This is a genomic window from Dolomitihabitans soli (assembly GCF_022213955.1).
Classification (GTDB): domain Bacteria; phylum Actinomycetota; class Actinomycetes; order Streptosporangiales; family Streptosporangiaceae; genus Streptosporangium_A; species Streptosporangium_A soli.
In genome coordinates, this window is the sequence record NZ_JAKNTW010000007.1 from 61,814 (window position 1) to 88,538 (window position 26,725).

Sequence of the window (26,725 nt, forward strand, 5' to 3'; positions counted from 1 at the left end):
ACCCATCTCATACGGGAGCCGCGTCTTCTCGGGAGCCCGGGCCGCTCGGCGTGTCGCGAGCGGCCGGGGCGACCCTCAGTCGTCCTGGTCGTCGTCGTCGCTGTCGTCGTCACCGTCGGTGTCGTTCGCGGACAGGACCTTGCCGGTGGCGGCATCGACGGCCAGTTCCCGCTCCGCGCCATCGGCGGTGATCACGTCGATCTCCCAGACCTGCCGGTCGCCGTCGCGGTCGAAGTCGGCGGACTCCACCCAGCCGCCGGCAACGGTCCCGAGCGCCGTCTTCACCGCCTGGTCGAGAGAGACCTTCGGAGCGGAGACCGGGGAGGGAGTCTCGTCGGCGAGGGCGACGCCCCCGAAGGCGGCGAGCGCGGCGACCAGGGCGGCCGTGGTGATGATCAGTGGCTTGCGCATGAATATCCTCCAGCACACTTGTTGTCGGTGATGACCCCAAGGTTGCCCGCCGCGGCGATAGCAGCACGCTGCGAGAGTCCTAACGCACCGTTAAAAGACGAGCCGTCCCTCGCGGTACTCCAGAGGCCCTCAGGGATGGCACCCCGCAGCACTTGCGATCTTCGCCCGAACCCGCAAGGCGGCCGGACAACGAAGATTCCCCGCAATGGACCTCGAAGAGTGGTAGAAGTTCGCACCCTTCGGCAGGCGTGGCAACACGGACGCACTAGCCCGGTGACCTCGGACAGTGCTGCCATAGGGTGATTCCGGCCCCGAGAGGCGGTGGCCACCGATGATTGGCGCACGAATTCATGTTGTACGGCCGCCAGGCTCAGCAGGCGACGATCGATCAGCTGCTCGCCGACTTGATGCAGAGCCGGCCGGGCACGTTGGTCGTGCGCGGCGAGGCCGGGATCGGCAAGTCGGCGCTGTTGGAGTACGCGGGGGCCGCCACGCAGGCCCGCGTGCTGCGCGTCACCGGCGTCGAATCGGAGGCGGGGCTGCCCTTCGCCGCCCTCCACCTGCTGTTGCTGCCGGTCTTGAGCCATCTTGAGGCCCTGCCGGGGCAACAGGCCGACGCGATGTCGGCCGCGCTGGGCCTGGGGGCGGCGCCCCCCGCCGACCGGTTCCTCATCGGCCTCGCCACCTTGAGCCTGCTCATGGAGTTGTCGGCGGCCGGTCCGCTGCTCTGCCTGGTGGACGACGCCCAGTGGCTGGACCGGGAGTCGGCCGACGCGTTGCTGTTCGCGGTTCGCCGCCTGCACGCCGAGCCGATCGCGCTGATCTTCGCGGCCCGAGAGGACGGCGGGTTCCCTCATACGTCCGGGCTGGCGGAGCTGCGGCTGGCCGGGCTGGACGCGGTGGCGGCGGGAGAGTTGCTGGCCGAACGGTCCGGTGGGCTGGCACTGGCGGTAAGGGATCAGCTCGTCGCCGAGGCCAGAGGCAACCCGCTGGCTCTGCGCGAACTGCCCCGCACCCTCAGCGCCGAGCAGCGGATGGGGGCGCTGACCCCGTTCGCCTTCTCCGCCGGCGGCGCCGAACCGGTCTCGAACCGGGTACTGGCCGGTTTCCGTGACCAGATCGCCGTACTGCCCGCGGCCACCCGGGCCTGCCTGCTGGTCGCGGCGCTGGATGACCGCAGCGAGCTGGAGACCCTGACCCGCGCGCTCGCCCCGATGGGCGCGTCCCTGGCTGACTTCGCCCCCGCCGAACGGGCCGGGCTCATCCACCTCACCGACACCGGCGTGGTCTTCCGCCACCCCCTGACCCGTACGGCGGCGCGCCAGACCAGCGACGTCGCCCAGCGGATGGCGGCACACCGCGTCCTGGCCGGGGCCGTGGACGACGACCGGCGAGCCTGGCATCTGGCGGCGGTGACCACCAGCCCGGACGAACGGGTGGCCCTGGAACTGGACGGCAACGCCGTGCGCGCCCGTCTGCGCGGCGGCCAGATGGCGGTGTCGGCGGCCTACGCGCGGGCGGCGGAGCTGTCGGAGCAGCCGGCGGCCAGAGCACGGCGGTGGGCGGCGGCCGCGACCGCCTCGCTCGACGCCGGCTTGTGGGACCGCGCCGGCGACCTGGCCCGGCGGGCCGGGCAGCCGTCGGAGCCGGCCGTCGCGGCCGAGCTGGCCCGCACCCGGGCGGCACTGGCCTTCGAGGCGGGGACGCCCCTGGAAGCCGTTCGGCTGCTGCACGAAGGCGTGTCGGCGCTCGGTGAAAGCGATCCGGCCACGACCCTGACGCTGATGGGGCTGGCCGGCATGTACGCCTGGGCCAGCGACAGTCACCCCGACCAGATCGAGCTGGCCCGCCGTACCGAGGAGCTGACGCCGCGGATCGCGGGTCCGCTCGGCGCGGTTCACACGATCAACCGCGCCATCCGCGGCCTGCTCGAAGGCGACGTGGCCGGGGCCACCGCGATCCCGGCCGGGATGGGATCCCAGATGTCGCTTCCCTTCGAGTTGCGAGTGCTCGCCGTCTACTTCGGCTTCGCACGCGGCGACCAGCACGCGATGCGCGCCGACGCCGAGCGTCTGGTGGCGGAGTGCCGCGCGGAGGGCCGGATCGGGCGTATGCCCCAGGCCCTCATGCTGCTCTCGGTCGCCGAGCTGATCAGCGGCCGGCACCGGGCCGCCCGAGCCGGTGCGGCCGAAGGGTTGCGCTTGGCAGCCGACGTCGGGCAGCCCTCCTGGCGCAGTTACCTCGCCGGCGTGCGGGCCTGGCTGTCGGCGGTCGCCGGCGCGCAGGAGGAGTGCCGGGCGCTGGCCGCCGAGGCCGCCGAGCTGGCCGGAGATCGGGCGTGGATGCCGGGCGTCTGCTGGGCGGAATGCGCGCTGGCCGCCCTCGACCTGGGGCTCGGCCGGTACGAGCCGATGCTCGACCGGGTGGATCGGGCTCTTCTCGGCCCGGCGCGGCATGCCTTCATCTGGTCCTACGTATGCCCGGACTACATCGAGGCGGCGGTGCGCGCCGGCACCCCGCGGCGCGCCGAGCCTGCTCTGGCCCGTTTCGCCGCCTGGGCCCAAGCCGTCGGGCAGCCGTGGGCGCTGGCCGTCCTGCACCGGTGCCATGCGCTGATGACTCCCGGCGATGAGGCGGCGGCCCGCTACGAAGCGGCGCTGGCCCTGCACCAGGAGGGCGACCAGCCCTTCGAGCAGGCGCGTACCCGGCTGCTGTACGGCGAGTGGCTGCGCAGGCAGCAGCGGCGCGCCGAGGCGCGCACCCACCTGGAGACCGCGATGGAGACCTTCGACCGGCTGGGCGCCACCCCCTGGTCGGGCCGCGCCGCGGCCGAACTCCGCGCCACCGGCCTCCCCCGCCCCGCGCGAGCCCGCGCCGGAGACCCGCTGGCCATGCTCACCCCGCAGGAGCTACAGGTCGTACGGCTGGCCGCGGCCGGGGCCTCCAACCGCGAGATCGGCGCCCAGCTGTTCCTGAGCCCGCGCACCGTCGCCTACCACCTGTACAAGGCCTTCCCCAAGCTGGGCATCTCCGCCAGAGCCGAGCTGGCCAGGCTGGCGTTGACCTAAGCGGGCCGCGTCACCGTGCCCGCGGCTACCGTCGGATGACGGAGGAGCGGGCGGGTCGTCCGTCCGTAGCGTCGCCGGCATGGACATTCCCACCTACTCCCTGGCCGAGCGGGACCGCCGCTGGGCGCTGGCGCGAGAGATCATGGACGCCGAGGGCGTGCAGGCGCTCATCGTCTACGGCGAGCACGAGTGCGCCGATCTCGCACCGTTCGCCCCCGACGTGTACTTCACCAATGACCGGCCGGGCGCGATCGTCATCTTCTGCCGTGACGCCGACCCGATCGAACTGACCTGGTCGACCCTGCCCATCGCCGACCACATCCAGGCGGGCAGGCGCGGCGAGCGGCGATGGATCGCCCCGCGTGACATCCGGGTCGCCAAACACGCCACCGGAGTGGTGGAGGTCCTGCGCGAGCACCGGCTGGAGTCGGCGGCGGTCGGCGTGCTCGGCCTGGACCCCTACCCGCCCTTCCACATCAACCCGATCATGCCGCATGGGCTGTGGAGCCAGGTGCTGGCCGAACTGCCCGAGGTGAGCTTCCGCCCGGTCGGGCTCAGCTACCTGTTCGCCACCATCTGCCAGTCCGAGGAAGAGCTGGCGGTCATCCGGCACTCGGCGGCCACGGGCGATGCGATGGCCCAGGCCATGCTGGAAACGGCCCGGCCCGGCGTCAGCGAGGCCGAGGTGTACGCGGCCGGCATGGCGGCGGCCTTCCGGCGCGGGCTGGCCGCGCCCGGCATGCTGCTGTCCTCCGGACCGGGTTTCGTTTCCTGGGGCCCGCCCGCCTGGTCCTACCGGCCGCAGGCGCCGCGCGTGATCGAGGACGGCGACGTGGTCATGGCCGAGGTGTTCTGCCGGTTCGGCATGAAGGAGACCCAGCACCAGGTGGCCATCGCCGTCGGCGACCCGCACCCCGACATCGAACGGGGCGCCGAGGTCGCCCGCGCGAGCTACGCGGCCGGTCTGGCCGCCGCCAGGCCGGGCAACACCTTCGGTGACCTCGTGGAGGCGATGCGAGCACCGCTGCTGGCGGCCGACGCCTGGAACGTCCACCCGCTCGTGCACACCCTCAACCCCATGGGGCCGGTCTGCGGCTTCGGTGAGGGCCTGCGCCGGCTGCCGGAGGCGGAAGGGTACGGCCGGCTGTTCGAGGTCCCCACCATGGGCGGCGAACTGCCGCTGGCTCCTGGCATGACGTTCGCCTTCGAGCCCAACGCCGTCATCGGCGGCCGCCTGGCCAACCTCGGCGGCACCGTCGTCATCGGCCAGGACGACCCGATCGAACTCAATCCCTTCACCGCGCACCTGCTGAGGAGCAACTGACTCATGATCACTGTTGACCACGAGGTCGCCTACCCGCACGACGCTCAGCAGGTCTTCGCCGTGCTGGCCGACCTGGACGGCTTCCCCGCCTGGCAGTCCGACGTCCTGGAAGCCCACCTGACCGGACCGCTGCGCGAGGGTGCGGCCGTCGCCCAGGTGCGTCAGGTGATGGGCCGCCGTACGGAGGTCAGCCTCACCGTGACCGAGTACCTGCCCGGCGAACGCATCACTCTGCGGACCGCGCCGGGCACCCGGCCCGGCGTCACGCAGTCCTATGGTGTACGGCCCGCCGGGCAGGGATGCGCGGTGGAGTTCCACCTGGAGCTCGACGGAGTGCCGAGAATGGCGGAGCACCTGGTCAAGGCGCAGCTCACCAAGCAGGTCCAAGTGATGTTCGAGCGTCTGAGCGGACGACTGCGCTAGCGTCCGCGCTACTCGCCGGCCGAACCGGTCGCCATGGGTACGTGGCCGGCCGATCGGTCCGCCGGTGGCCGACGCCGATCCTGACGACGGGACCGAGGATGCCCACGCCGCCGACCGCGGCGGTGAACCGGGCGCCGTCAGCGGTGGAGGGCCCTGGCCTGCAGGTCGTCGAGCGTGGCCTGGATGCGGGCCAGCTGGTGCCGGAGGCTGTCGATGTCGGCCCGGTCGGCGGCCTCCTCCTCCGGCTTCAGCCGTACCAGGAGGGTGCCGCCGGGGGCCAGGACCATGGCCTCGACGTCGCTGATGTGCTCCGCGCCCTGGCGGCGCAGCGCCGCCAGGACGTCGCCGCGGCGCAGGCCCACCCGCGACAGCGCCGCGGCGTCGATCTGGCCGTCGCGGATCAACATGGTCGGGGTGCCCTCCAGCCAGCGTGCCAGCCGCGGGTGCCGCTCGGTGGCCACCACGGAGAACCGCACGGTGACGGCGTTGACCCCGACCAGTACGACGGCGCCGAGCAACCCGCCGACCAGCGAGTTGTCGGGGCCGATAACGGCGTTCTGCACCACGTTGGACAGCAGCAGGACCACCACCAGGTCCAGCGTGTTGAGCTGGGCGAGCTCCCGCTTGCCCGCCAGGCGCAGCAGCACGGCGATCGCGGCGTAGACGAGCACCGTGCGAATGATCTTCTCGGGTGCCGGGATGCCCAGTTCCCACAGGTCCTGCCACATGTCCCCGGATTATCCCGGCCGGGCCCTCCCGCGCGAACGGGGCGCGCGGGTGGAACAACGCGCGTGTCGGGGCCTCGGGTCAGCCGCCGAGCAGGTCGAGCAGGTCGTCGGCGTGTTCCTCCTCCTGCGCCAGGATCGACTCCATCAGCCGGCGGGTGGTGGGGTCGCCCTCGCCGAGCCATCGCACGATCTCCTGGTAGGTGCCGATGACGATGCGTTCGGCCTCCAGGTTGTCCTTCAGCATCTGCTGCAGGTCGTGCTCGGCGGGCGTGGTGTAGTCGGTGTGGGCGCGTTCCGCGAGCCCGGCGGGGTCGAAGTCGGGAGTTCCGCCGAGCTGGGAGACGCGCTCCGCGGCGCGGAGCGCGTGCTCCATCTCCTCCTTGGCGTGCTCGGTGAACTCGGCGGCCACCTGCGCGCGGTCCACGCCGATCGCGGAGATCGCATGCCGCGTGTAGCGCAGCCAGCAGACCACCTCGGTCGCGATCACGTCGTTCAGGATCTCGATGACCCGCGCCCGGTCCTTCCCGTAGGTGCCGGTGACCGAGCCGTCGGACATCTTCTCGCGTGCCTGCGCCCGGATCCGGGTCACATCCAGCACGAAGTCATCACTCATCACGCTTCCCCCGATGAAGTCATCCCCCTGTCGTTCGAGAATAGGGAGCCGCGGTCGCCGCGCCCCGCGTTTACGGCACCCCGCGTGTCGCGGGTAGACGCAGGTCAGGGGTGATGTACGCGCAAGGGGACGGGTGAATCCAGCCCAGCCATATGGGCCACGATCTGTCCTATATTCCGCCTAGTGTCGGGACGTCGAGCGAAGGAGATCCCGATGGCCGATACGCCCCGCCTCACCTGGGCCGAGGTGTGCGCCAGACGGCTGGAGCGGCACGCACTGGCCGGCCCTGCCGCCGGAGCCGGGCCCGCCGACGTGGTCGGCGCGATCTGCGGCGCACACGCCCAGGTGTTGTCGGCGGCCGAGCTGTCGGTCGGCCTGCGGCTGCCCGGGGCGACCCGTGACGAGGTCCGCGACGCCCTGTGGACCGGACGCACCCTGGTCAAGACCTTCGGTCCGCGCGGTACCGTGCACCTGCTGCCCACGCGCGACCTGCCCATGTGGACCGGCGCGCTGTCGGCGCTCCCCCCGCCGGGCAACGGCCACGCCAAGGACGTGCGGCTCACGCCGGAGCAGACCGACGAGGTCGTGGCCGCGATCGCCGCCGCCCTCGCCGCCGCGGAGCTCACGGCCGAAGAGCTGGGCGAGGAAGTCGTCGCCGCCACCGGACCGTGGGCGGGAGACCTGGTCATGCCCGCCTTCCAGGGCATGTGGCCGCGCTGGCGGATGGCCACCGCCGTCGCCGCCCACCGCGGCGCGCTGTGCTTCGGAGCCAACCGGGGCCGCCGGGTCACCTACACCAATCCGCACCGCTGGCTGCCGGGTTTCCGCCCCGCCGACGGCCGCACCGCCCAGGCCGAGGTCCTGCGCCGCTATCTGCACGCGTACGGCCCGGCCACGCCCGCCCACTTCGCCAAGTGGCTGGCCGCCTCCCCGCGGTGGGCGGGGGAACTGTTCGACTCACTCTCCGGCGAACTGGAACGGGTCGAGGTGGAGGGCGTCACCGCGTGGGTGAACGCCGGGGACACCGCCCCCGGCGAGCCGCCGGCGCCGGACGGGGTACGGCTGCTGCCGTACTTCGACGCCTACACGGTCGGCTGCCATCCGCGTGAGCTGCTCTTCCCCGGCCGCGCGGCGGAGCGTGCCCTGGCCGGCGGCCAGGGCGGCAACTTTCCCGTGTTGCTCGTCGGCGGGACCGTCGCCGGGGTGTGGCACCAGCGCCGCTCGGGCCGCAGGATCGACGTCACGGTGGAGCCGCTGGAGGCACTCACCTCGCGGCGGCTCCGCGGCCTTGAGGAGCAGGTCGCGCGGGTCGGCGAGATCATGCTGGCCACGCCGAGCCTCACGGTCGGCACGGTGACCGTCGGCCCGCACGCGTGATGACACTGCGGTCCTTTTGCCATGGCAGGTGCCTGTGGGGGTGCGGACCCGTGTCGCGGCCGGCCCGGGCAGGGCGGGCCGACGACGGTGCTACGGCTTCGCCGAGATGGCGACTGGTTCTGGCGTCGGCGGCTGGAGGCGTTCGGCGAACAGCCGTGCGACGAGCTCGCCGCGGCTGGAGATCCCCGCCTTGCCGAAGACGGCCTTGAGGTGACCGCGAACGGTGTGCGGGGAGATGAACAAGGCCGCGGCGATCTCGGAGGTGGGCAGGCCGCGTGCCACGAGCTGCGCGATCTCGAACTCGCGCGGCGTCAGACCGTACGCCTGGGCGACGATGACCGCCAGGTCGGCCGGGGCGGCGGGCTCGATGACGAGCACTGTCGGACCCGGCCGCCCCCCGGGACCGGTCAGGCATGAGGCGCGGCAGGTCAGCCACCACCGGTCGAGGGTTCGGATGCGAATCCGGGCGCTGCCGCGATCGCGACCTTGGGCGATGGCCCGTGCCTGCAGAGCCGTGCCGATCAACCAGATGGGCAGTCTCAGCCCGAGCGCCGACGGCGTGGACGGCCCGTCCGGCAACAACGCGAGGTGCCGCCGCGCCTCCTCGTTGATCGACGTTGCCTCGCCGTACTCGTCGAACAGCAGCAGGCCGGGTGCGGAGGCGCCGCTCGCGCCGTCCGATTCGCGCGGGCTGGCGAACCGGCGCAGCCGGTCGGCGAGCGGTCCGGACAGGTCGGCGAGCAGCGCGATCTCGTCCGGGCCGAACGCGGGGGCGCCCCGCATGCGGAACAGGCTCACCGAGCCCCACGGCCGGCCGCCGATCCGCAGCACGGCCCGCAGTTCGTCGTCGACGCCCTTGTCGCCGAGCAGGTGGCGGAAGCGCGCGCTGCGCGCGGGCAGATCGCCGGTGGCCGCGCGCAGACCGGCCGCGGGTACGGCGGCGCGGGCGAGGTCACGGAACGGGAGGACGTTCTCCTCCAGGAGTTCGCTTTCCCAGTAGGCGGCGCACCCGTCGCCGGAGCCGAGGTTCTCCACCAGCATGGGCGCGGTGACCAGGCCCGTCTCCGGGTCGGTGGCCGACCACACGGCGGCGTCGAACGGCATCAGCCGCCGCAGCCCGGCCGAGGCGCGGCTGAAGAAGTCCAGCGCGTCGGTCGCCCGCTCGGCGGCCGACACGATCTCGGCGTGGCGGTACGGGCGGGTCATCGAGCCTCCTGGTGCCGGGCCCCTTCGAGGGCTGGACGCGGGGTCAGTTTTGCCTGTTCTCCCCTCCTTCGCCAACCCCTCGTTTGAGGGGGTCATTCCTCGACGATCAGCCGCAAGCGGGGAATGGAGCGCGGTTCCGGTGTCCACGAGGCTCGGAAGGACCGTCTGGACGAAACGAGCTGGACGAAAACGAGCTGGACGAATTGAGGGAGAACGTCATGCGTATCGCGATCGTCGGAGCCGGCGCCGCTGCGGTCGGCCTGCTGGACGCGCTGGCCGTCAGCGAGGCGGAGGCGGGGGAGGTCACCGTGTTCGAGCCGTCCGTGCACCTGTGGCGGGGACGCCCGTACGGGCCGGACCTGGACAGCGTGCTGGTCAACTCCCCGCCCGCCATCATGTCGATCCGCCACTTGGACTTCGGGCACTACGCCTCCTGGCTGCGCCCGGAGCGTGCCGCCGCCCACCTGGACGACCTGCTGGGACAGCCGCTGGTGCCGCGCGCGGTCTACGGCGAGTACCTGGCCGACACCGCCGAGGCCGCGCTGGCCGGGCTGCGGGAGCGAGGGTGGCGGACCCGGGTCGTCGCCGACCGGGTCGTCGCGGTGGCCCGCTCCGGTGGCGGCCCCCGGCTGGCGCTGCGCACCGAGGACGGGCACGATCATCAGGCCGACCAGGTGGTGATGTGCGTGGGCGGGGGAACGCCCCAGGACCTCTACGGCCTGGACGGCACCCCCGGGTTCGTAGGTGATCCGTATCCGCTGGCGTACGCGCTCGACCAGGTCTCGAGCGAGGCCGACGTCGCGGTGATCGGCAGCGGGCTGACGGCCGTCGACGTGGTCGTGTCGCTCGCCGCGCGCGGCCATGCCGGGCGGATCGCCCTGGTGTCCCGGAGCGGCACGCTGCCCCACGTCTGGCAGCGCCCCCTCGGCCGCCGGTGGCGGCATCTGACCGCTGACCGGGTGGAGGCGCTGTGTCGCGAGCACGGCGTCGTCACCCTCGACGACCTCGCCGGGCTGCTCCGCGCCGAACTGGCGGAGACGGGCGAGGACTTCGCGCGCTTCACGGCGGAACTGCTGGCGGCGAGGTCTGAGCAGCCCGTAGCGCGGTTGCGGCGGCAACTGGCCGCCGTCGACGACCCCGCGATCGGACGGCGTGCGCTGCAGGAGAGCGCGCACGCCGTCGGCCCGTACGCGTGGCGGCTGCTGCCCGAGCCCGACCGCGAACGGCTGCGCCGGCACTTCCGACTGGCCACCAGCGTGGTTTCGCCGATGGTGCCGGTGAACGCCGCCTCCCTGCTGCGGCTGTTCGACTCCGGGCAGCTCACCATGGTCGCGGGCGTACGCAAGATCGAGGCGGTGGAGGGAGGGTTCCAGGTGCGGGGCGACGCCGGCGACCTGAACGCGGACGTCGTCGTCAACGCCGTGAACCCGCCGCCCCAGGCCGTGCCCCGCGCGGCCGAGCCGCTGGTCGCGTCCCTCCTCGCCGACGGGCTGGCGTCGCTGCACCCGGCGGGCGGGCTGGTCCCCGCCGACCCGCGCCTGCACGTGCTGGGAGACCTGGCCGGCGGCGGCCCGTTCATCACCTCAAGCATCCCCGGCGTCGCCGGGCAGGCCGCCCGTACCGCCGGCGGACTGCTGGCCACACAGACCGGCTGATCAGGCGCGGGTGGGGCGCGTCGTGGGGGCCGCGGCTTGGGGGGCATCGTCGTCCAAGGTGCCGGCGGTCCTGATGGTGGGCACGGCGGCCGCCCTGGTGCTCGCCCCGCTGGTCAGCCCGCGCGTGTGGCACGGCTGCGGCCGGATCACCGCGGCTAGGACCCCGTCGGCGGGGGACCGTTCTCCGCCTGGCGGCCGTCCACGAACGCCGCCACGCCGTCGAGGACCCGCTGCAACCCGAACTCGAACGAGCGCGCCGGGTCGGAGGCGGCGCCGAACTCGCTCCCCGCGGCGCTGCCGACCCTGGCCGCGAGCGGATGGCGGTCGGTGTCGAAGACCTTCTCCAGCAGCGGCGCGTAGGCGCTCCACCACTGCTCATCGCTCACGCCCGTACGCTGCTCGGCCTGCGCGGCGGCCACCGCGCCGCGCACGGCACCGTGAACGTAGTCGAGGACGAGGCTGATCAGCAGGTCCATCTCGACGTCCGTCACGCCGATGCCCGCCACGGCGCGCAACTCGTAGTCGTACTTGGCGACGAGGTTGGGCCCGAGCACCGGGCGCGTCGTGGCGACCTGAAGCAACCAGGGGTGGCGCAGGTACATCGCCCAGTTCTCGCGGGCGACGACCTCAAGCCGGCCTCGCCAGCCGCCGGGGACGTCTCCCGGCATGGCGGGCTCGCCGTACACCGTGTCGAGCATGACGTCGATGAGCTCGGCCTTGGAGGGCACGTAGGTGTAGAGCGACATGGCGGTGACGCCGAGCACCTCGGCCACGCGGCGCATCGACAGCGCCGTCAGCCCTTCCGCGTCGGCCAGGTCGATCGCCGCACGGGCGATCCGCTCGACCGTCAGGCGCGGTTTGGGTCCCCGTTTCGGCCGTTCCTGAAGCCCCCACAGCAGCTCGATGCTGCGCGCCGGGTCCCCGCTGCCGCTGTACTCCGTCGTCACCGTGACCATTCTTCTCTGCTGGAGATCGGTCGTGCCATCCTCCCAACGGTAGGAAGCGGCCGGGTCACTGCCGCTGATCTAGAGCATGTTGCGTCCATCTCAGGAAGCCCGGAGAGCCGCTCCACCTGCGAGGCGTCATCTTGTGAATCCGAAGCCTCCAGCCCACCCAAAGATCCGAACTCCGGACAGGCCCTGGCGGGAGCACATGGATGGCCGCGTCCAAGAGTGATCAGTAGCCGTCTGTGTGGTGGCTACTGTTCGTGTTCCTGGGCCTGATATTCAATGCCCCGCGAAAGACGCTCGGCCGGGTGTCCCAGCCGAGCGTCTCGCTATCTTCTCTTCACCAGTAGGTGATCACTGTGGTGCGACGACGCCAGAGGTGGGCGGGGGCTCATCCAGGGGGCCGTGCCTCTGACCTGTGGTGCGTCAGAGAGTTTCACCGGTCACCTGCCGGGCGGGCTCTCCGCCCTCTTGCGCTTCCGGCGTGGCCGGTGGTCAGGACAGCGTGTCCTTGACCTTGATCTGGGCGTCGTCGATCACAAATGTCTGGTTGGCGTGGTTGGTCACGCACTGCCACAGGTGGATCTTGCTCCCGTTGGCGCGGGAGTTGGTGGCGTCCAGGCACACGGGATTGGCGGAGGCGAGGGTGTCCTTGACGATGATCGCGCCCCCCTTGACGACCCAGAGCTGGTTGGTGTGGTTGTTCACGCACTGCCACAGGTGGACTCGCGAGCCGTTGACGCGGGAGTTGGTGGCGTCCAGGCACACCTCCCGGCCGGTGCCGATCGTGTCTTCGACCTTGATATGGCCGCCGTCGACCACCAGCCTCTGGTTGGTGTGGTTGGCCACGCACTGCCACAGGTGGATCTGACTCCCGTTGGCGCGGGAGTTGGTGGCGTCGACGCACACCGGGGGCCCGGCGAGAGCGGTTCGGGAAGCGGGCGCGGAGGCCGCGGCGGGCAGGGCGGTGACCGTGCTCACGGCGACGATGGCGACGGCGCCGGCCAGCAGATGGCGAGCAAGCAACATGGTGTCTCCTGGGGGGGATTGATCAGAGCCAGAACACCATCTCGTAACGGAGAGTCATCTCACTATTACTTTCTGTTTACATTCAGCTGTCCCCGGGCGGGGCGGGAGAAGAGCCGAGATGCGGACGGTGAGCAAGGGGTGTCTCTTCCCGGTGCTGGGGGTGGGGACCGACGGGCGTCGTTAACATCGGGTTCTCAGCGGGTTCCGTACGTTCGGCCCATGAGAAAGTCCCTCGCGATACTCGCGGCGATGCTGCCGATCGTGGCCGCCTGCACCGCCGCCCCCGGCGGCCCGCGGCGCGGACCGGTCGCGTCCGGCGCCGCGGTGCGATGCGACCAACTGCTGGACGAGGCGTTCAGCGCATGGGCGAAGGCCGGATTCAGCGGCTCGATCGCCATCTCGACCGGTGGCACGTTCGACTGTCTCGCCGGTTACGGATCGGCGGACGACGCCACGGGCGCACCGAACACGGCGGACACCGTCTTCGACATCGGGTCCGTCACCAAGGCCTTCACCGCAGCCGCCGTTCTCGATCTCGCCGACGCCGGAAGGCTCTCGCTCGACGATCGAGCGGGCGAGATCCTCCCAGCGCTCCGCGGCGCGGCGGCCAAGGCGACGATCGAACAACTCCTGCTGCACACGAGCGGCATCAACGGATCGCATGGCGATGACTACCGGCCACTCGGCCGTGACGCCGCCATAGCGGCGATCAGCGGGCTCGAACCGGCCTTCGAACCGGGCTCCACCCACCTGTATTCGAACGCCGGATACACCCTGCTGGCGCTCATCGTCGAGAAGGTGTCCGGCACGAGTTACCGGGACCACATGGCAGCGAAGATCCTGCCGCTTCCCGGCGGCCACACCGCGGGAGGATTCTGGAACGGTGAGCCCGCCGCGCCCGGCTCCCGCGCCGTCGGCTACCACGACGACGGAAGGACGGGCAGACGGGGCGACTTCCCCGGACCCCACTGGGGTATCGACGGCAACGGCGGGCTCGCCATGACGGCCAGGGACCTGGCGTCCTGGACACACCTTCTGTTCACCGGAGAGCTGGTGTCACCGAAATCGGTCAAGGCCGTCACCGGCCCCGGATTTCCCCTGGGCGACGGCCGGTCGGAGACGGCGGGCTGGGTGGCGTTCGACGACTCGGTCTACGGGAAACCGTTTCTCACGACCGCGGGCGGCGGCGGAGACGTCGGCCACAACGCCGTCGTCGTGTGGGTCCCCGAGCAGCGGCAGGTGATCGTGATCATGTCCAACAGGCCCAAGGTGACGGCGGAGGAGCTACTGAAGGCGGTGGGTCCTTCGCTCGTCGCCGGCGACCCGTTGCCGACCCCCGCGGCCCCCGCCCGCGGCGCCGACCCGGCCGCTATCGTCGGAACGTACAAGCCTGACGAGGGAGGCTCGTTCGAGGTGACCGCCACCGGAAACCGGCTAGCGATCTCCGCCAGCGGCGCCGACGCCGTGGGGGCCCTGTTCCCGCCACGCGGCGCCGTCCGGCCCGGTGACCTCCGCGACCACGAGAGGCGCGTGCTGACACTCCTCTCCGGGCAGTCCCAGGAGGGCCGTAAGGAGCGAGACGCGCTGGAGTCGGCGTTCGGGCAGATCAGCGGCGTGGCACTCGCCGGCACCGTGATCAGCCACGGAGAGCCGCGCACCTACGTCACCGTCGCCACCGGCAAACGATCGATCACCGGGTGGTATTCGGTGAACGCGGCGGGCGGCGTCAACGCGGTGGAGATCCCCGCGAAGGGTCCGGCGCTGCCGTTCGTGCCGGCCGGTGACGACCGTTACCGGCCGGACGACCCCACCGGCACCGGACCCGAGGTGACCGTGGCGTTCGATGCCGGCCGCATGACCATCTCCGGGCCGGGAGGGACGACCGTGGCCCGGTCGGCCGGCTGACCGGCTCCCGCCATGCGCATCCTGCTGATCGAGGATGACCCCGACCTGTCGGAGGTCGTCGCCCTCGGGCTCCGCAACGAGTCGTACGCGGTCGACCTGGCCGCCACCTACGCCGACGCCGAGGAGTTGCTCCGGATGACCGCCTACGACGTCGTGTGTTTCGACCTGGGCCTGCCGGACGGCGACGGGCTCGACCTCGTTCGCCGGGTCGCGCAGGATCCGGACCTCCGCCGGCCCCGGCGCTCGCTCGTGCTGACCGCCCGCGACGCCGTGGCCGATCGGGTCGCCGGGCTCGACGCCGGCGCCGACGACTATCTCGTCAAGCCGTTCCACTTCGCCGAACTCGTCGCCCGACTGCGGGCGCTCGGGCGCAGAGGTGACGATCACGGATCGACGCTGCGGGTCGGCGAACTGACACTCGACCTCGCCGCGCACCGGGCCTGCCGGGCGGGCACCGAACTCGATCTCACCCCGCGCGAGTTCTCACTGCTGCGTTACTTCATGCACCACCCCGGCGAGGTGCTGTCGGCCGAGGATCTCCTCGAACACGTGTGGGACGCCCACGCCAACCCCTTCACCTCGTCGGTCCGGGTGATCCTCAGCCGGCTGAGGAGAAAACTCGGTGATCCGCCGCCCATCGTCACGATCAACAACGTCGGCTACCAGCTGAAGGTCAGATCGTGAAGAGCGCCTGGCGGTCCCTGCGGGTACGGCTCGCCCTACTCGGATTCCTCGCGATCTACGTGCCGGCTCTCCTGCTGTTCGGCGTGATCCTGGTGACCGACATCGAGGTCGCGACGGAGGTGCGGGACGACGTCGAGTACGTCCGGGAGACGACGTTCCACCGGTCTTTCTGGGTCACCTGGACCGTCCTCGCGCTCGCCCCGGCCGCCGCCGTCCTGGCCTGGTGGTGGGCAGGGCGGGCGGTGCGCCCGCTCGACCGGGTGCGAGCGGTCGCCGAGGAGATCGAGGGCAGCGACCTCAGCCGGCGGATCGGGCTCCATCACGGCACGATCGAGATGGTGTCGCTCGCCGCCAGCTTCGACGCGATGCTCGGCCGTCTGGAGCGGGCCGCCGAAACGCAGCGAAGGCTGATCGAGGAGACCAGCCACGATCTGCGCATACCGCTGTCGGTGCTGGTGACCAATGCCGAGGTGCTGCTCGCCCACCCGGCGCCGACCATCGAGGTCTACCGGCAGGGACTGGAACGGTCGAGGGGGGCGGCCGCACGCCTGCAGGCCACCATAGACGCGCTGCTCGCCGACGCCCGCGGTCGGGCCCGGACGATCGACCGGCGACCGGCCGATCTGGTGGCCATCGTGCGCGAGGTCGTCAAGGAGGCCGGGGTGGCGGCCACGACGAAGGGGATCGGGCTGTCGATCAGCGGGCCGTCGGCCGCCGTGTGCGCGGTGGACGAGCCCACGGTGAGACGAGCGGTCGCCAACCTCGTCGACAACGCGATCAGATACGCGCCGGCCCGCTCGGCGGTGGAGGTCGACGTCGAGGTCACGGCGGGCGAGGCGCGGGTCGTCGTGACCGACCACGGCCTCGGCATCCCGGGCGACGAACAGGACCACGTCTTCCAGCGCTTCTGGCGCGGCCGGCGCGACGTGGACGGCACCGGCCTCGGCCTGCCGATCGCCCGCCAGGTCGCGCTGGCCCACGGCGGCGATCTCACGGTGAGATCGCCGGGGCCCGCCGGCGACGGCTGCGAGTTCCGCCTCGCCCTGCGCCGCTGACGCCTCGCCCACACACCACCGTGGACGCGGCCGGAGCCGCGTGGACGTCATGACGCCGCCACGTGGACGCACAAGCCGGCGCGCACGCACAAGCCGGCGCGCACGCATGAAGCGCGCGCACGCATCACCCGCCGCGCGCGCGCATGCGCCGCCGCGCGCGCCCGGCCCGCGCCCGCGGGCGGCCACCACGGCGGCGGCCTCGTCTGTCGCTGAAGCCCGCGGCGGCTCCTGGCCGCCGCGGGGTACCGCACCGCCGAGCCCTTGCGGCCGGGACGTCTCCCGACCGCACCGGCCGACCGCATCGGCCGGTCACACCGGCCTGGTGACCTCCTGCGAGAACTGCGCCGCGTACAGCCGCGCGTACGCCCCGCCCGCGGCCAGCAGTTCCGCGTGCCCGCCCTGCTCCACGATCCGCCCCGCCTCCATGACGATGATCACGTCGGCGTCGCGGATCGTGGACAGGCGGTGCGCGATGACGAAGCTCGTGCGGCCCGCCCGCAGCGTGCTCATCGCCCGCTGGATGAGCACCTCGGTCCGGGTGTCGACGGAGCTGGTGGCCTCGTCCAGCACCAGGACCACCGGCTCGGTGAGGAACGCCCTGGCGATGGTGATCAGCTGCTTCTCCCCCGCGCTGACGTTGCCGCCCTCCTCGTCCAGCACCGTGTCGTAGCCGTCGGGAAGGGTGCGGATGAAACGGTCGGCGTGGGTGGCCCGCGCCGCCTCGACGATCCGCTCGCGGGACACCTCGCCCGCCCCGAAGGCGATGTTCTCCGCGATGGTGCCGCCGAACAGCCAGGTGTCCTGCAGCACCATCCCGATCGGGGCGCGCAGTTCCCGCCGGGACATCCCGGCGATGTCGACTCCGTCCAGCGTGATCCGCCCGGCGGTCACCTCGTAGAACCGCATCAGCAGGTTGACCAGGGTGCTCTTGCCGGCCCCCGTGGGGCCGACGATCGCCACCGTGCTGCCCGGCTCCACCGTCAGCGACAGATCCTCGATCAGCGGCGTGTCCGGCTCGTACCGGAAGCCGACCCGCTCGAACGCCACCCGCCCGCGCACCTGCTCGGGCGCGCGCGGCAGCGCCGGGTCGGCGCTCTGCTCACCGGCGTCCAGCAGTTCGAAGACCCGCTCGGCCGACGCCACGCCCGACTGCAGCAGGTTGGCCATCGCGGCGACCTGGTTGATGGGCTGCCCGAACTGCTGGGAGTACTGGATGAACGCCTGCACCCCGCCGATCGTCATCGCGCCCGAGGTGATCTGCAACGCGCCGATCACGGCAACCAGCACGTAGTTGAAGCTGCCGATGAACATCATCAGCGGCTGCATCAGCCCGGAGACGAACTGCGCCCGGAACCCCGAGGCGTACAGCGCCTGGTTGTGCTCCCCGAACCGGGCGGCGGACTGCTCGCTCCTGCCGAAGACCTTCACCAGGGAGTGCCCGGTGTACATCTCCTCCACATGGGCGTTGAGGTCACCGGTGGCGGCCCACTGCTTGACGAACTGGGGCTGGGCCCGCTTGCCGATGAACGTAGCCACCACCACCGACAGCGGCACGGTCACCACCGCCACCAGGGCCAGCAGCGGCGAGACGCTGACCATCATCACCAGCACGCCCACGATCGTCAGCAGCGAGGTCACGATCTGGCTGAGGGTCTGCTGCAACGTCTGGGCGATGTTGTCGACGTCGTTGGTGACCCGCGACAGCACCTCCCCGCGGGGCCGGCCGTCGAAGTAGGCCAGCGGCAGCCGGTCGAGCTTGGCCTGGGCCTGCCCGCGCAGGCGGAACGTCGTCTGCTGCACGATCCGTGCCGTGAGCCGCCCCTGTGCCAACGCGAATCCGGAGGCGGCCAGGTAGAGCGCCAGGACACCGGCGAGCACCTGGCCGACCGCGCCGAAGTCGGTGCCGTTCCCGGCGATCCCGGCGACGACCAGGTCGGTGGCCTGCCCGAGGATCCGCGGCACGAGGACCGAGAGGGTGACGCTCGCCACCCCCAGGACGAGCACCCCGACCAGCAGGATCCGCTCGGGGCGCATCGTGCGCAGCAGACGGCGTCCCGATCCGCCGAAGTCCATCGACCTGTCCGCGGGCAGCGCCCCGCGCATCATGCCCGGGCCGCTCATGCCGCCTCCTCCTCGGTCAGCTGGGACAGCACGATCTCCCGGTAGGGCCCACCGGCCGCCATCAGCTCGTCATGGGTGCCGATACCGGCCACCCGGCCCTCCTCCAGCACGACGATGCGGTCCGCGTGCCTGATGGTGGAGACCCGCTGCGCGACGATCACCATCGCGGCCTGGCCGGTCTCCCGCGCCAGCGCGGCCCGCAACGCCGCGTCGGTCCCGTAGTCCAGGGCGGAGAAGGAGTCGTCGAACAGGTAGATCTCCGGCCGGGCCACCAGGGCACGGGCGATGGCCAGCCGCTGCCGCTGCCCGCCGGAGACGTTCCCGCCGCCCTGCGAGATCGGCGCGTCCAGTCCTTCGGGCAGCGCCTCAACGAAGTCACGCGCCTGGGCGACCTCCAGCGCGTGCCACAACTCCGCCTCGTCCGCGTCGGGCTTGCCGTACCTCAGGTTGGAGGCGACCGTCCCGGTGAACAGGTACGGCTTCTGCGGCACCAGCCCGATCGCCGCCGACAGCACCGCCGGGTCCAGTTCGCGGACGTCGACGCCGCCCACCAGCACAGCTCCCTCGGTCACGTCGAACAGCCGCGGCACCAGGCTCAGCAGGGTCGACTTGCCGCTGCCCGTGGAGCCGATCACCGCCGTCGTCTCACCCGGCCGGGCGACGAGGTCGACGCCGCGCAGCACCGGCTCCTCCGCCCCGGGGTAGCGGAAACCGGCGCCGCGGATCTCCAGGTGCCCGCGCCGGGTCAGCCGCCGTACCGGGGCCGCCGGGAGCGCCACGCTGGAGGAGGTGTCCAGCACCTCCTGGATCCGCACCGCGCACACCTCGGCCCGGGGCACCATCAGGAACGTGAACGTCGCCATGATCGCCGAGCCGAGGATCAGCCCGAGATAGTTGAGAAACGCGATCATGGTACCCACCTCCATCGATCCGCCGTCGACCAGGTGCCCGCCGATCCACACGACCGCGACCGCGGAGACGTTCACCACCAGCATCGCCGCCGGGAACATCAGCGCCATGAGCCGTCCCGCGCGCAGCGAGACCTCCATCAGCGCGGTGTTCGCCCCGGCGAAGCGATCCCGTTCCCGCTCCTCACGACCGAAGGCGCGGATCACCCGGATGCCGGTGATCTGCTCGCGGATCACCCGGTTGACCAGGTCGACGCGCTCCTGCATGGCCCGGAACGGCGGCCCCATCCGGCGCAGAATCAGGCCGAGCGCCACCCCCAGCGCCGGCAGGACCACCACCAGCAGCGCCGACATCCGCACGTCCTGCCGCAGCGCCATCGCGATCCCGCCCAGGCACATCAGCGGCGCCGAGATCATCATGGTCAGCGCCGTCATGACCAGGACCTGCACCTGCTGCACGTCGTTGGTGGTCCGGGTGATGAGCGACGCGGCGCCGAAGTGCCCCATCTCACGCGCCGAGAACTCCTGGACCCGCCCGAAGATCACGGCCCGCATGTCGCGGCCGAGCGTGGTGGCGACACGCGCCCCCAGGTAGACCGCCCCGGCGGCGCACACGATCTGCGCGAACGCCATGGCGACCATGAGCCCGCCGGTGCTCAGGATGTAACCCGTGTCGCCGCCGATCACGCCGTTGTTGATGATGTCGGCGTTCAGGCTCGGCAGGTAGACGGCCGCGAGGGTCTGCACGAACTGCAGCGCCATCACCCCGGCGATCGCCTTCGTATGGGGGCGGAGACCGGCGCGCAGCATGCGGGCCAGTACCCGCAGACCGCTCTTCTTCTCCCCCGTCGTATTCGTCATGCCGCAAGCCTGCATGGTGAACAAAGGTTCAAGTCAACTCGTTTTACCGCGACCGGCCGGCTCACGCCGTCACCTTCTCAGGCTCGGGGTGGGCCGTGTGCCCCGCCGGGAGATGTCTCAGCAGGAGCGTGCTGAGGACGGCCGCCAGCGCGACGACGACGGCGCCCACCACTGCCGCGACCTGCATCCCGCTGGTGAACGCCTCTCGGGCCGGGCCGAGCAGCGCCCCGGCGAGCGGTTCCGGCAGCCGCGCGGCCGCCGCGGCGGCGCCGCCGAGGGTGTCCTGGGCCGCCTCGGCGGCCGCCGGTGGAACACCCTCCGGGACGACGAGCCGGCCGCGATAGACGACGGTGGCCACACTCCCGAAGATCGCCAGCCCGAGCGCCCCGCCGAACTCCTGGCCGGTCTCCGACAGCGCCGAGGCCGACCCGGAGCGTTCGGGCGGCGCGGAACCCACGATGAGGTCGATCCCCAGCACCATGAGCGGCGCGGCGCCGGCGAAGAAGACGACCTGCCCGATCACCACGGCGGCCGGCCCGGACAGGTCGCCGGCCAGGGCGATCAGCGCCAGGCCGCCCGCGCCGACCGCCAGGCCGCCACCGGCCACGTAGGCCGGCCGGATCCGCCGGGCCAGCGCCGGGGCCAGCATGAAGCCGACGATGATCGCCACGGCCGGCGGCAGCGACCACAGGCCCGCCTCGAACGGGGAGAGCCCCAGCACGAGCTGGAGGTACTGCCCGGTGAGGAACCCCACGCCCGGCCCGACCAGGACGACGAGCACCAACGTGCCGAGCGAGGCGCTGAACGAGCGCACGGCGAACAGCCGCAGGTCCAGCAACGGGTCGGGCAGGGCGCGCTGGCGGCGGACGAAGACGAGGGCCAGCACGATCCCGGCGGCCGTCGAGAGCGTGGCGGGCACGGTCACGCCGTACGCCGCGATCTCCTTCAGCCCGTAGATCACGGCCAGCACCGCGGCCAGCGACAGCAGCGCGCTGAGGAGGTCGAGCCGCCCGGCGCCCGGGTCACGGTACTCCGGCAGCAGCAGCGGCCCGAGGATCAGCAGCAGTCCCATCACCGGTACCCCCAGCAGGAACACCGCGCCCCACCAGAACTGCTCGATCAGCACCCCGCCGACCAGCGGGCCCAGCACCGAGCCGGCGGAGAACCCGGTCATCCACACACTGATGGCCAGCGTGCGCTGCGTCCGGTCGTGGAACATGTTGCGGATCAGCGACAGCGTGGAGGGCATCAGGGTCGCACCGGCGACGCCGAGCAGCGCGCGGGCGGCGATGAGCATCTCGGCGCTGGTGGAGTAGGCCGCCGCGACGGAGGCGACCGCGAAGGCCGCGCCGCCGATCAGCAGCAGCCGGCGACGGCCGATCCGGTCGCCCAGCGTGCCCATCGTGATCAGGAATCCGGCGATCAGGAAGCCGTAGATGTCGGTGATCCAGAGCAGTTGCGCCCCGCTCGGCGCCAGGTCCGCGCTCAGTTGCGGCACCGCGAGGAACAGCGCGGTCATGTCGATGGACAACAGCAGGGTCGGCAGAACCAGTACGGCAAGCCCGATCCATTCGCGCCGTCCCGCCTTCGACGGAACACCACCAGTCATGAGATCCCCCCAAGTAGTGGTCACAGTGTGTGACGAGAACGCTAGGACCTCAAGTGGACTTGACGTCAAATCGGCGGCGGCCGCGATCGCAAAGCAGGCCAATCGTGCTAATGTCAGGCCATGCGGCCTGATAGCAGTCCAGTCGGACGAAAACGTAATCCGATCATCGAGGCGGCCCGCCGCGCCCAGATCATCGACGCCACCATCGAGACCGTCGCCACGCTCGGCTACGCCCAGACCTCGCTGGCCCGGATCGCCGAGCGGGCGCAGACCAGCAAAAGCGTCATCTCCTACCACTTCACCAGCAGGGACGACCTCCTGGAACAGGTCGTCACACAGATCTACGACGACGCGTGGGCCGCCATCGCCCCCCGGCTGGAGGCCGCCACCGGCGGCCCGGCCAAACTGCGCGCCTACATCGAGTCCAACCTCACTTACCTCAAGTCCCACCGATCCCGGCTGCTGGCCGTGGCCGACATCACCGGCAGCCACCGCGCGCCCGACGGCACCCCGCGCTTCGAGACCGTCGGCGAGCAGACCGGCATCGGCGTGCTGACCGGCATCCTGCGCCAAGGCCAGAACGAGGGCGACTTCCGCGCCTTCGACCCGCGGATCGTCGCGCTCACCGTCAGCCAGGCCCTCGTCGGCGTCCTCGGCCAGTGGGCGCTCGACCCCGCCACCGACCTCGACGCCTGCGCCGCCGAACTCGTCACCCTCTTCGACCTCGCGACCAGGAGCACCCCGTGACCCTCACCCACCGGGGCGTCAACTACGACGTCGGCACCAACTACCTGCCGGGCGGCGCCCTGTCCAGGCAGGAGTGGCGGCCCGAGTCGATGCGCCAGGAGATCGCCGCCATCCGCGACGAGTTGCACTGCACCTCCGTCGGCGTCTACGGCACCGACATCGACCGGCTCACCCAGACCGCCCGGGTCGCGCTGGAGCACGGCCTGCACGTCTGGCTCCAGCCCCGCCTCATCGACGCCGGAGCCGCCGACACCCTGGACCACCTCGACACGGCCGCCCGCGCCGCCGAGACCCTGCGCGAGGAGCACCCGGACGTCCATTTCAACGTGGGCTGCGAGCTCAGCGTCTTCTCGCACGGCATCATCGACGGCGACGACTACGGCGAGCGGAGCGCCAAACTCAGCTCCCCGCGTACCTGGATCAAGTTCCCGTGGATCAACCGCAGGCTCAACGACCTGCTGGGCAAGGCCGCCGCGGTCGCGCGCTCCCGGTTCGGCGGCCGGATCACCTACGGCGCCGGACTGTGGGAGGGCGTGCGCTGGGAGCCGTTCGACGTCATCGGCCTCGACTACTACCGGGTCCCCTACAACCGCTCCCGCTACGTCACCAACCTGCGCAAACTCCGCAGACACGGCAAGCCCGTGGTCATCGTCGAGTTCGGCTGCGCCGCCTACGAGGACGCCGTACGGCTCGGGCCCTCCGCCCACGAGATCATCGACCACGTCACCGGCGAGATCACCGGCGACCACGTCAGGGACGAGCACGTCCAGGCCGGGCAGATCGCCGAACTGCTCGCCGTCTACCAGGCGGAGAACCTGCACGGCGCCTTCGTCTTCGAGTTCATCGAACCGGGCCATCCGCACTCCGCCGACCCCCGCCACGACCTCGACATGGCCGGCTACGGCCTCGTCAAGGTCATCCCCGGCGACGACGGCGGCTACCGCTGGGAGCCCAAGGCCGCCTTCCACCGGGTCGCCGAGTTCTACTCCGCCGCCTGAACCCCGGCGGGCCGCCGTACTGAGAGCGATCGGACCGGCCCGCGAGACGGATCGCCGGCAGGCTCACCACGTCGGCGAACACAGGCGCCCTCGGCTACGGCGACGCGCCGGACAGCGAGGGCGCGAACGTGTTCGCCGAGATCCGGGAAGACCCCGGCAACGTCAGCGTCACCACGATGGAGAAGAAGGCGTTCGAACTCGGCGCGATCATCGAGGCAGGTTTCGCCAAGTTCGGCGGGAGTGTCGTCCGCTCTGGGAAGGCCTTGCCGGACACGGGGCAGTCGCCATCGGCGGCTTACAGCCAGTCGTGTTCACGCGCGTACCGCGCCGCCTCGTGCCGGGTCCGCGTCTGGGTCTTCTGCATGGCGTTGGAGAGGTAGTTGCGCACCGTGCCCTCCGCCAGGTGGAGCCGGGCGGCGATGTCGGCGACCGAGTAGCCTTCGCCGGTCGCCCGCAGCACGTCGATCTCCCGGTCGGTGAGCGGGCAGTCGTCGACGACGGCGAGTGCGGAGACGTCCGGGTCGATCCATCGCTTGCCCTCGTGCAGAGTTGTGATGACCGACACGATGTGCGCCGGTTCCGCGGACTTGCTGACGAAGCCCTGCACTCCGAGCTTCAGCGCCTTGCGGAGCACGCCGGGCCTGGCATGGCGGGTCAGCATGAGGATCACCTGGTCCGGCCGTACCCGGCGGATCTCCGCGACGGCACCGAGTCCGTCCACGCCGGGCATCTCCAGGTCGATGACGAGCACATCAGGCCGGTGGTGCAGCGTGGCCTGCACGGCCGCCTCGCCGTCTTCTGCTTCGGCGAGCACGGTGATGTCGCCCTCGAGCGGGAGCAACGACGCCAGCGCTTTGCGGAGGAGGGCCTCGTCGTCGGCGAGCACCACGGTTGTCATCGGTCGTCCTTCCATGCTTGGAGGGCGGCGTCCGAACGGCCGTGTGGGAATGCCGCAGCCGTCAGGAAACGCCCGTCGTTCTGCTCCACCGTCAGCTCGCCTCCATGGCCCGCCACGCGTTCCCTGAGGGTAGCGAGCCCCCGGAGTTCGGGAGCGGGGCCGCCAGAGCGCTCGCCACGGTGAGGGCCGCGGTTGTCCACCGGTTGTTCTCCGACCACGACTCCACGCCGTCAGGCAAATCGCCGCTGAGGTAGTGGAGGAAGAACGCTGCGCAGACCAGGAGGAAGACGGTCAGCGGAAATGCGCAGGGGTTCGGTGTCCATAGGTGGCTCTCCGGGATCGAACGGCAGAGTCTGCCCAGTATTCTGCCGGTCCCGCGGTGACACCAGTGACACTGCGTCATGCGTTCACCTGCAGGAATGTCATGGCGAGGTGATGACATGGTCGCACTGGCAGATGTGCGCGGGAACGACTGAGATCGACTGCATGTCCTCTACACCAGTCATCGACGTCGAACGTCTGAACCTCACCTACGGCGACTTCCACGCCGTGAAGGACCTGTCCTTCCAGGTGCGGCGCGGGGAGCTCTACGCGCTGCTCGGCACGAACGGGGCGGGGAAGACCTCGACCCTGGAGATCATCGAAGGCCACCGTACGGCCACCTCGGGCACCGTGCGGGTCTTCGGGCAGAGCCCGCGCGACCGGCGGGCGGTGCGGCCCAGGATGGGCATCATGCTGCAGGAGAGCGGCTTCTCGCCGGATCTGACGGTGAAGGAATCCGTCCGGCTGATCGGAAAACTCACCCAGCGCACCGACACGGTCGAACGCGTGCTCAGCGTTGTGGATCTCACTCGCAAGGCCGGCACCAAGGTGTCCCAGCTCTCCGGCGGCGAGAAGCGGCGTCTGGACTTCGCGACCGCCGTGTACGGAGCGCCTGAGCTGATCTTCCTGGACGAGCCCACCACCGGCTTGGACATCCAGTCCCGGGACGATCTGTGGGACGCCGTGGACAAACTGCGCGAAGACGGCTCCACCATCGTTCTCACCACGCACTACCTGGAAGAGGCGCAGCAGCGCGCCGACCGCATCGGTCTCATGCACAGAGGCGCCTTCCACCGGGAGGGGACCGTCTCCGAACTGACGCAGACCCTCCCCGCCGCCATCCGCTTCTCCCTGCCGGCACCCGCACCCGCGCTACCGCTGCAGGCAACCCGCGAGAGTGACGGGAAGTTCCTCATCGAGACCTTCGGCTTGCAGAAGGACCTGTACACCCTGCTCCGCTGGGCGCAGGACCACGCCGTGGAGCTGCGGGAACTCCAAGCCGGACCGACCCGGCTCGACGACGTCTTCCGCGCCATCGACAACGACTAGACCACTCCCCCGAACTCCCCGAACCATCCAAGCAAAGGACTTTCGCCATGCTCTCGATCGCTCTCAGTGAGCTGGTCCAGATCTTCCGGAACCGGCTGGTTCTGGTCACCAGTCTCGTAATGCCCGTAGTGGTCAGCGCGTTCTTCATCTACCAGCACGAAGTCTTCGCGGCCCTGGGCAGCCTCGGATACATCGCTGCGATAGTGATGTTCACCGTGGGGGCGTTCGGGCTCTACACCACCACGGTGACCACGCTGGCCTCCCGCCGGCAGAACCTCTTCCTCAAGCGGCTGCGCTCCACCGCGGCCGGCGACACCGGCATCCTCTCCGGGCTGCTCCTCCCGATCACCGTCATCTCGCTGGTCCAGGTGGCCGTGATCATGACCGTGCTGGCCGTGGTCACGGGCGAGCCGGACAACGTCTTCCTCCTGGCGGCGGCCGTCCTCTCGATGGTGATCATGATGCTCGGCCTGGGACTGGCCACGGCGGGACTGACGAACTCCCCCGAGCACGCCCAGGTGACCACACTGCCCGTCAGCCTCGGCACCATCGCCGTGGCCAGCTGGGTGGGGATCACCGGCACCGAGGAACTCACCCTGCTCAAGCGGCTGCTTCCCGGCGGCTCGGCCACCGAACTGGCCGTCAACGCCTGGAACGGCGGCGTCCCCGTCACCGAGTCCCTGATCCTCCTGGCGCCCACACTGAGCTGGGTCGTCGTCGCCGTCGCGCTGGCCTCCCGGATCTTCCGCTGGGAGCCGCGCCGATGACGACTCTCGGCGTCGGGCGG

Annotated in this window: 22 protein-coding genes; 12 read left to right on the forward strand and 10 right to left on the reverse strand. The window is 71.2% G+C overall.

From position 1 onward, the window contains the following. Window positions 1–75: 75 nt before the first annotated feature. Window positions 76–411: a PepSY domain-containing protein gene (locus tag MBA17_RS15870; protein WP_238497233.1), complete on the reverse strand. Its 336-nt coding sequence runs from the start codon at window positions 409–411 to the stop codon at window positions 76–78. A 335-nt stretch (window positions 412–746) separates the two neighbouring features. Here MBA17_RS15870 and MBA17_RS15875 point away from each other — a divergent pair, with 335 nt between their 5' ends. The 3 genes from MBA17_RS15875 to MBA17_RS15885 all read left to right on the forward strand — a co-directional run bounded on the left by MBA17_RS15875 (window position 747) and on the right by MBA17_RS15885 (window position 5,226). Further along, complete coding sequence (locus MBA17_RS15875; RefSeq protein WP_238497234.1) at window positions 747–3,479, forward strand: AAA family ATPase; 2,733 nt, start codon at window positions 747–749, stop codon at window positions 3,477–3,479. Window positions 3,480–3,558: 79 nt separating this feature from the next. Beyond that, entirely contained in the window at window positions 3,559–4,803 is a 1,245-nt protein-coding gene (locus MBA17_RS15880; RefSeq protein WP_238497235.1) for a M24 family metallopeptidase, read from the forward strand. A 3-nt stretch (window positions 4,804–4,806) separates the two neighbouring features. Continuing rightward, a complete protein-coding gene (locus MBA17_RS15885) occupies window positions 4,807–5,226 on the forward strand; it encodes an SRPBCC family protein (protein ID WP_238497236.1) in 420 nt (139 codons plus the stop codon). 137 nt (window positions 5,227–5,363) lie between these two features. Here MBA17_RS15885 and MBA17_RS15890 read toward each other — a convergent pair whose 3' ends face one another. Together MBA17_RS15890 and MBA17_RS15895 are read right to left on the reverse strand one after the other, a co-directional pair. Continuing rightward, window positions 5,364–5,954, reverse strand: a complete 591-nt coding sequence (locus MBA17_RS15890) for a DUF421 domain-containing protein (protein ID WP_238497237.1) — start codon at window positions 5,952–5,954, stop codon at window positions 5,364–5,366. Between the two features lie 79 nt (window positions 5,955–6,033). Then, the gene (locus MBA17_RS15895; RefSeq protein ID WP_238497238.1) at window positions 6,034–6,567 is read right to left on the reverse strand and encodes a ferritin-like domain-containing protein; all 534 of its coding nucleotides are present in this window, start codon (window positions 6,565–6,567) and stop codon (window positions 6,034–6,036) included. Between the two features lie 213 nt (window positions 6,568–6,780). Here MBA17_RS15895 and MBA17_RS15900 point away from each other — a divergent pair, with 213 nt between their 5' ends. Further along, window positions 6,781–7,944, forward strand: coding sequence for a winged helix DNA-binding domain-containing protein (locus MBA17_RS15900; RefSeq protein WP_238497239.1), 1,164 nt, complete (start codon window positions 6,781–6,783; stop codon window positions 7,942–7,944). Between the two features lie 90 nt (window positions 7,945–8,034). Here MBA17_RS15900 and MBA17_RS15905 read toward each other — a convergent pair whose 3' ends face one another. After that, the gene (locus MBA17_RS15905; RefSeq protein WP_238497240.1) at window positions 8,035–9,150 is read right to left on the reverse strand and encodes a helix-turn-helix transcriptional regulator; all 1,116 of its coding nucleotides are present in this window, start codon (window positions 9,148–9,150) and stop codon (window positions 8,035–8,037) included. 218 nt (window positions 9,151–9,368) lie between these two features. On the opposite strand from MBA17_RS15905, the gene MBA17_RS15910 reads away from it, so the two are divergent. Next, window positions 9,369–10,805: an FAD/NAD(P)-binding protein gene (locus MBA17_RS15910; protein WP_238497241.1), complete on the forward strand. Its 1,437-nt coding sequence runs from the start codon at window positions 9,369–9,371 to the stop codon at window positions 10,803–10,805. Between the two features lie 155 nt (window positions 10,806–10,960). On the opposite strand, the gene MBA17_RS15915 is transcribed toward MBA17_RS15910, so the two are convergent. After that, complete coding sequence (locus MBA17_RS15915) at window positions 10,961–11,752, reverse strand: TetR/AcrR family transcriptional regulator (RefSeq protein ID WP_238497242.1); 792 nt, start codon at window positions 11,750–11,752, stop codon at window positions 10,961–10,963. Window positions 11,753–12,247: 495 nt separating this feature from the next. After that, entirely contained in the window at window positions 12,248–12,781 is a 534-nt protein-coding gene (locus MBA17_RS15920; protein WP_238497243.1) for a ricin-type beta-trefoil lectin domain protein, read from the reverse strand. 219 nt (window positions 12,782–13,000) lie between these two features. Between MBA17_RS15920 and MBA17_RS15925 the strand changes: the two genes are divergently transcribed. The 3 genes from MBA17_RS15925 to MBA17_RS15935 are packed head-to-tail and all read left to right on the forward strand — an operon-like array spanning window position 13,001 to window position 16,425. After that, window positions 13,001–14,686, forward strand: a complete 1,686-nt coding sequence (locus MBA17_RS15925) for a serine hydrolase domain-containing protein (RefSeq protein WP_238497244.1) — start codon at window positions 13,001–13,003, stop codon at window positions 14,684–14,686. 12 nt (window positions 14,687–14,698) lie between these two features. Beyond that, a complete protein-coding gene (locus tag MBA17_RS15930; protein WP_238497245.1) occupies window positions 14,699–15,370 on the forward strand; it encodes a response regulator transcription factor in 672 nt (223 codons plus the stop codon). Beyond that, a complete protein-coding gene (locus MBA17_RS15935; RefSeq protein ID WP_238497246.1) occupies window positions 15,367–16,425 on the forward strand; it encodes a HAMP domain-containing sensor histidine kinase in 1,059 nt (352 codons plus the stop codon). Before MBA17_RS15930 ends, MBA17_RS15935 begins: the two co-directional genes overlap by 4 nt. 309 nt (window positions 16,426–16,734) lie before the next feature. Here the strand turns inward: MBA17_RS15935 and MBA17_RS15940 are convergent, their stop codons facing one another. From MBA17_RS15940 to MBA17_RS15950, 3 genes are all read right to left on the reverse strand, one after another. After that, window positions 16,735–18,546: an ABC transporter ATP-binding protein gene (locus MBA17_RS15940; RefSeq protein WP_274385501.1), complete on the reverse strand. Its 1,812-nt coding sequence runs from the start codon at window positions 18,544–18,546 to the stop codon at window positions 16,735–16,737. Continuing rightward, on the reverse strand, window positions 18,543–20,315 hold the full coding sequence (locus tag MBA17_RS15945) for an ABC transporter ATP-binding protein (RefSeq protein ID WP_238497247.1): 1,773 nt from the start codon (window positions 20,313–20,315) through the stop codon (window positions 18,543–18,545). Before MBA17_RS15945 ends, MBA17_RS15940 begins: the two co-directional genes overlap by 4 nt. Window positions 20,316–20,376: 61 nt before the next feature. Beyond that, window positions 20,377–21,924 carry an MFS transporter gene (locus MBA17_RS15950; RefSeq protein ID WP_238497248.1) on the reverse strand — a complete coding sequence of 516 codons (1,548 nt, stop codon included), beginning with the start codon at window positions 21,922–21,924 and terminating at the stop codon, window positions 20,377–20,379. A 120-nt stretch (window positions 21,925–22,044) separates the two neighbouring features. On the opposite strand from MBA17_RS15950, the gene MBA17_RS15955 reads away from it, so the two are divergent. Together MBA17_RS15955 and MBA17_RS15960 are read left to right on the forward strand one after the other, a co-directional pair. Continuing rightward, window positions 22,045–22,671: a TetR/AcrR family transcriptional regulator gene (locus MBA17_RS15955; RefSeq protein ID WP_238497249.1), complete on the forward strand. Its 627-nt coding sequence runs from the start codon at window positions 22,045–22,047 to the stop codon at window positions 22,669–22,671. After that, a complete protein-coding gene (locus tag MBA17_RS15960) occupies window positions 22,668–23,669 on the forward strand; it encodes a hypothetical protein (protein WP_238497250.1) in 1,002 nt (333 codons plus the stop codon). Before MBA17_RS15955 ends, MBA17_RS15960 begins: the two co-directional genes overlap by 4 nt. A gap of 295 nt (window positions 23,670–23,964) precedes the next feature. On the opposite strand, the gene MBA17_RS15965 is transcribed toward MBA17_RS15960, so the two are convergent. After that, on the reverse strand, window positions 23,965–24,567 hold the full coding sequence (locus MBA17_RS15965; protein ID WP_238497251.1) for a response regulator transcription factor: 603 nt from the start codon (window positions 24,565–24,567) through the stop codon (window positions 23,965–23,967). A gap of 486 nt (window positions 24,568–25,053) precedes the next feature. Here MBA17_RS15965 and MBA17_RS15975 point away from each other — a divergent pair, with 486 nt between their 5' ends. Next, window positions 25,054–25,938, forward strand: coding sequence for an ABC transporter ATP-binding protein (locus MBA17_RS15975; RefSeq protein ID WP_238497252.1), 885 nt, complete (start codon window positions 25,054–25,056; stop codon window positions 25,936–25,938). A 47-nt stretch (window positions 25,939–25,985) separates the two neighbouring features. After that, entirely contained in the window at window positions 25,986–26,705 is a 720-nt protein-coding gene (locus tag MBA17_RS15980; protein ID WP_238497253.1) for an ABC transporter permease, read from the forward strand. Window positions 26,706–26,725 lie beyond the last annotated feature (20 nt).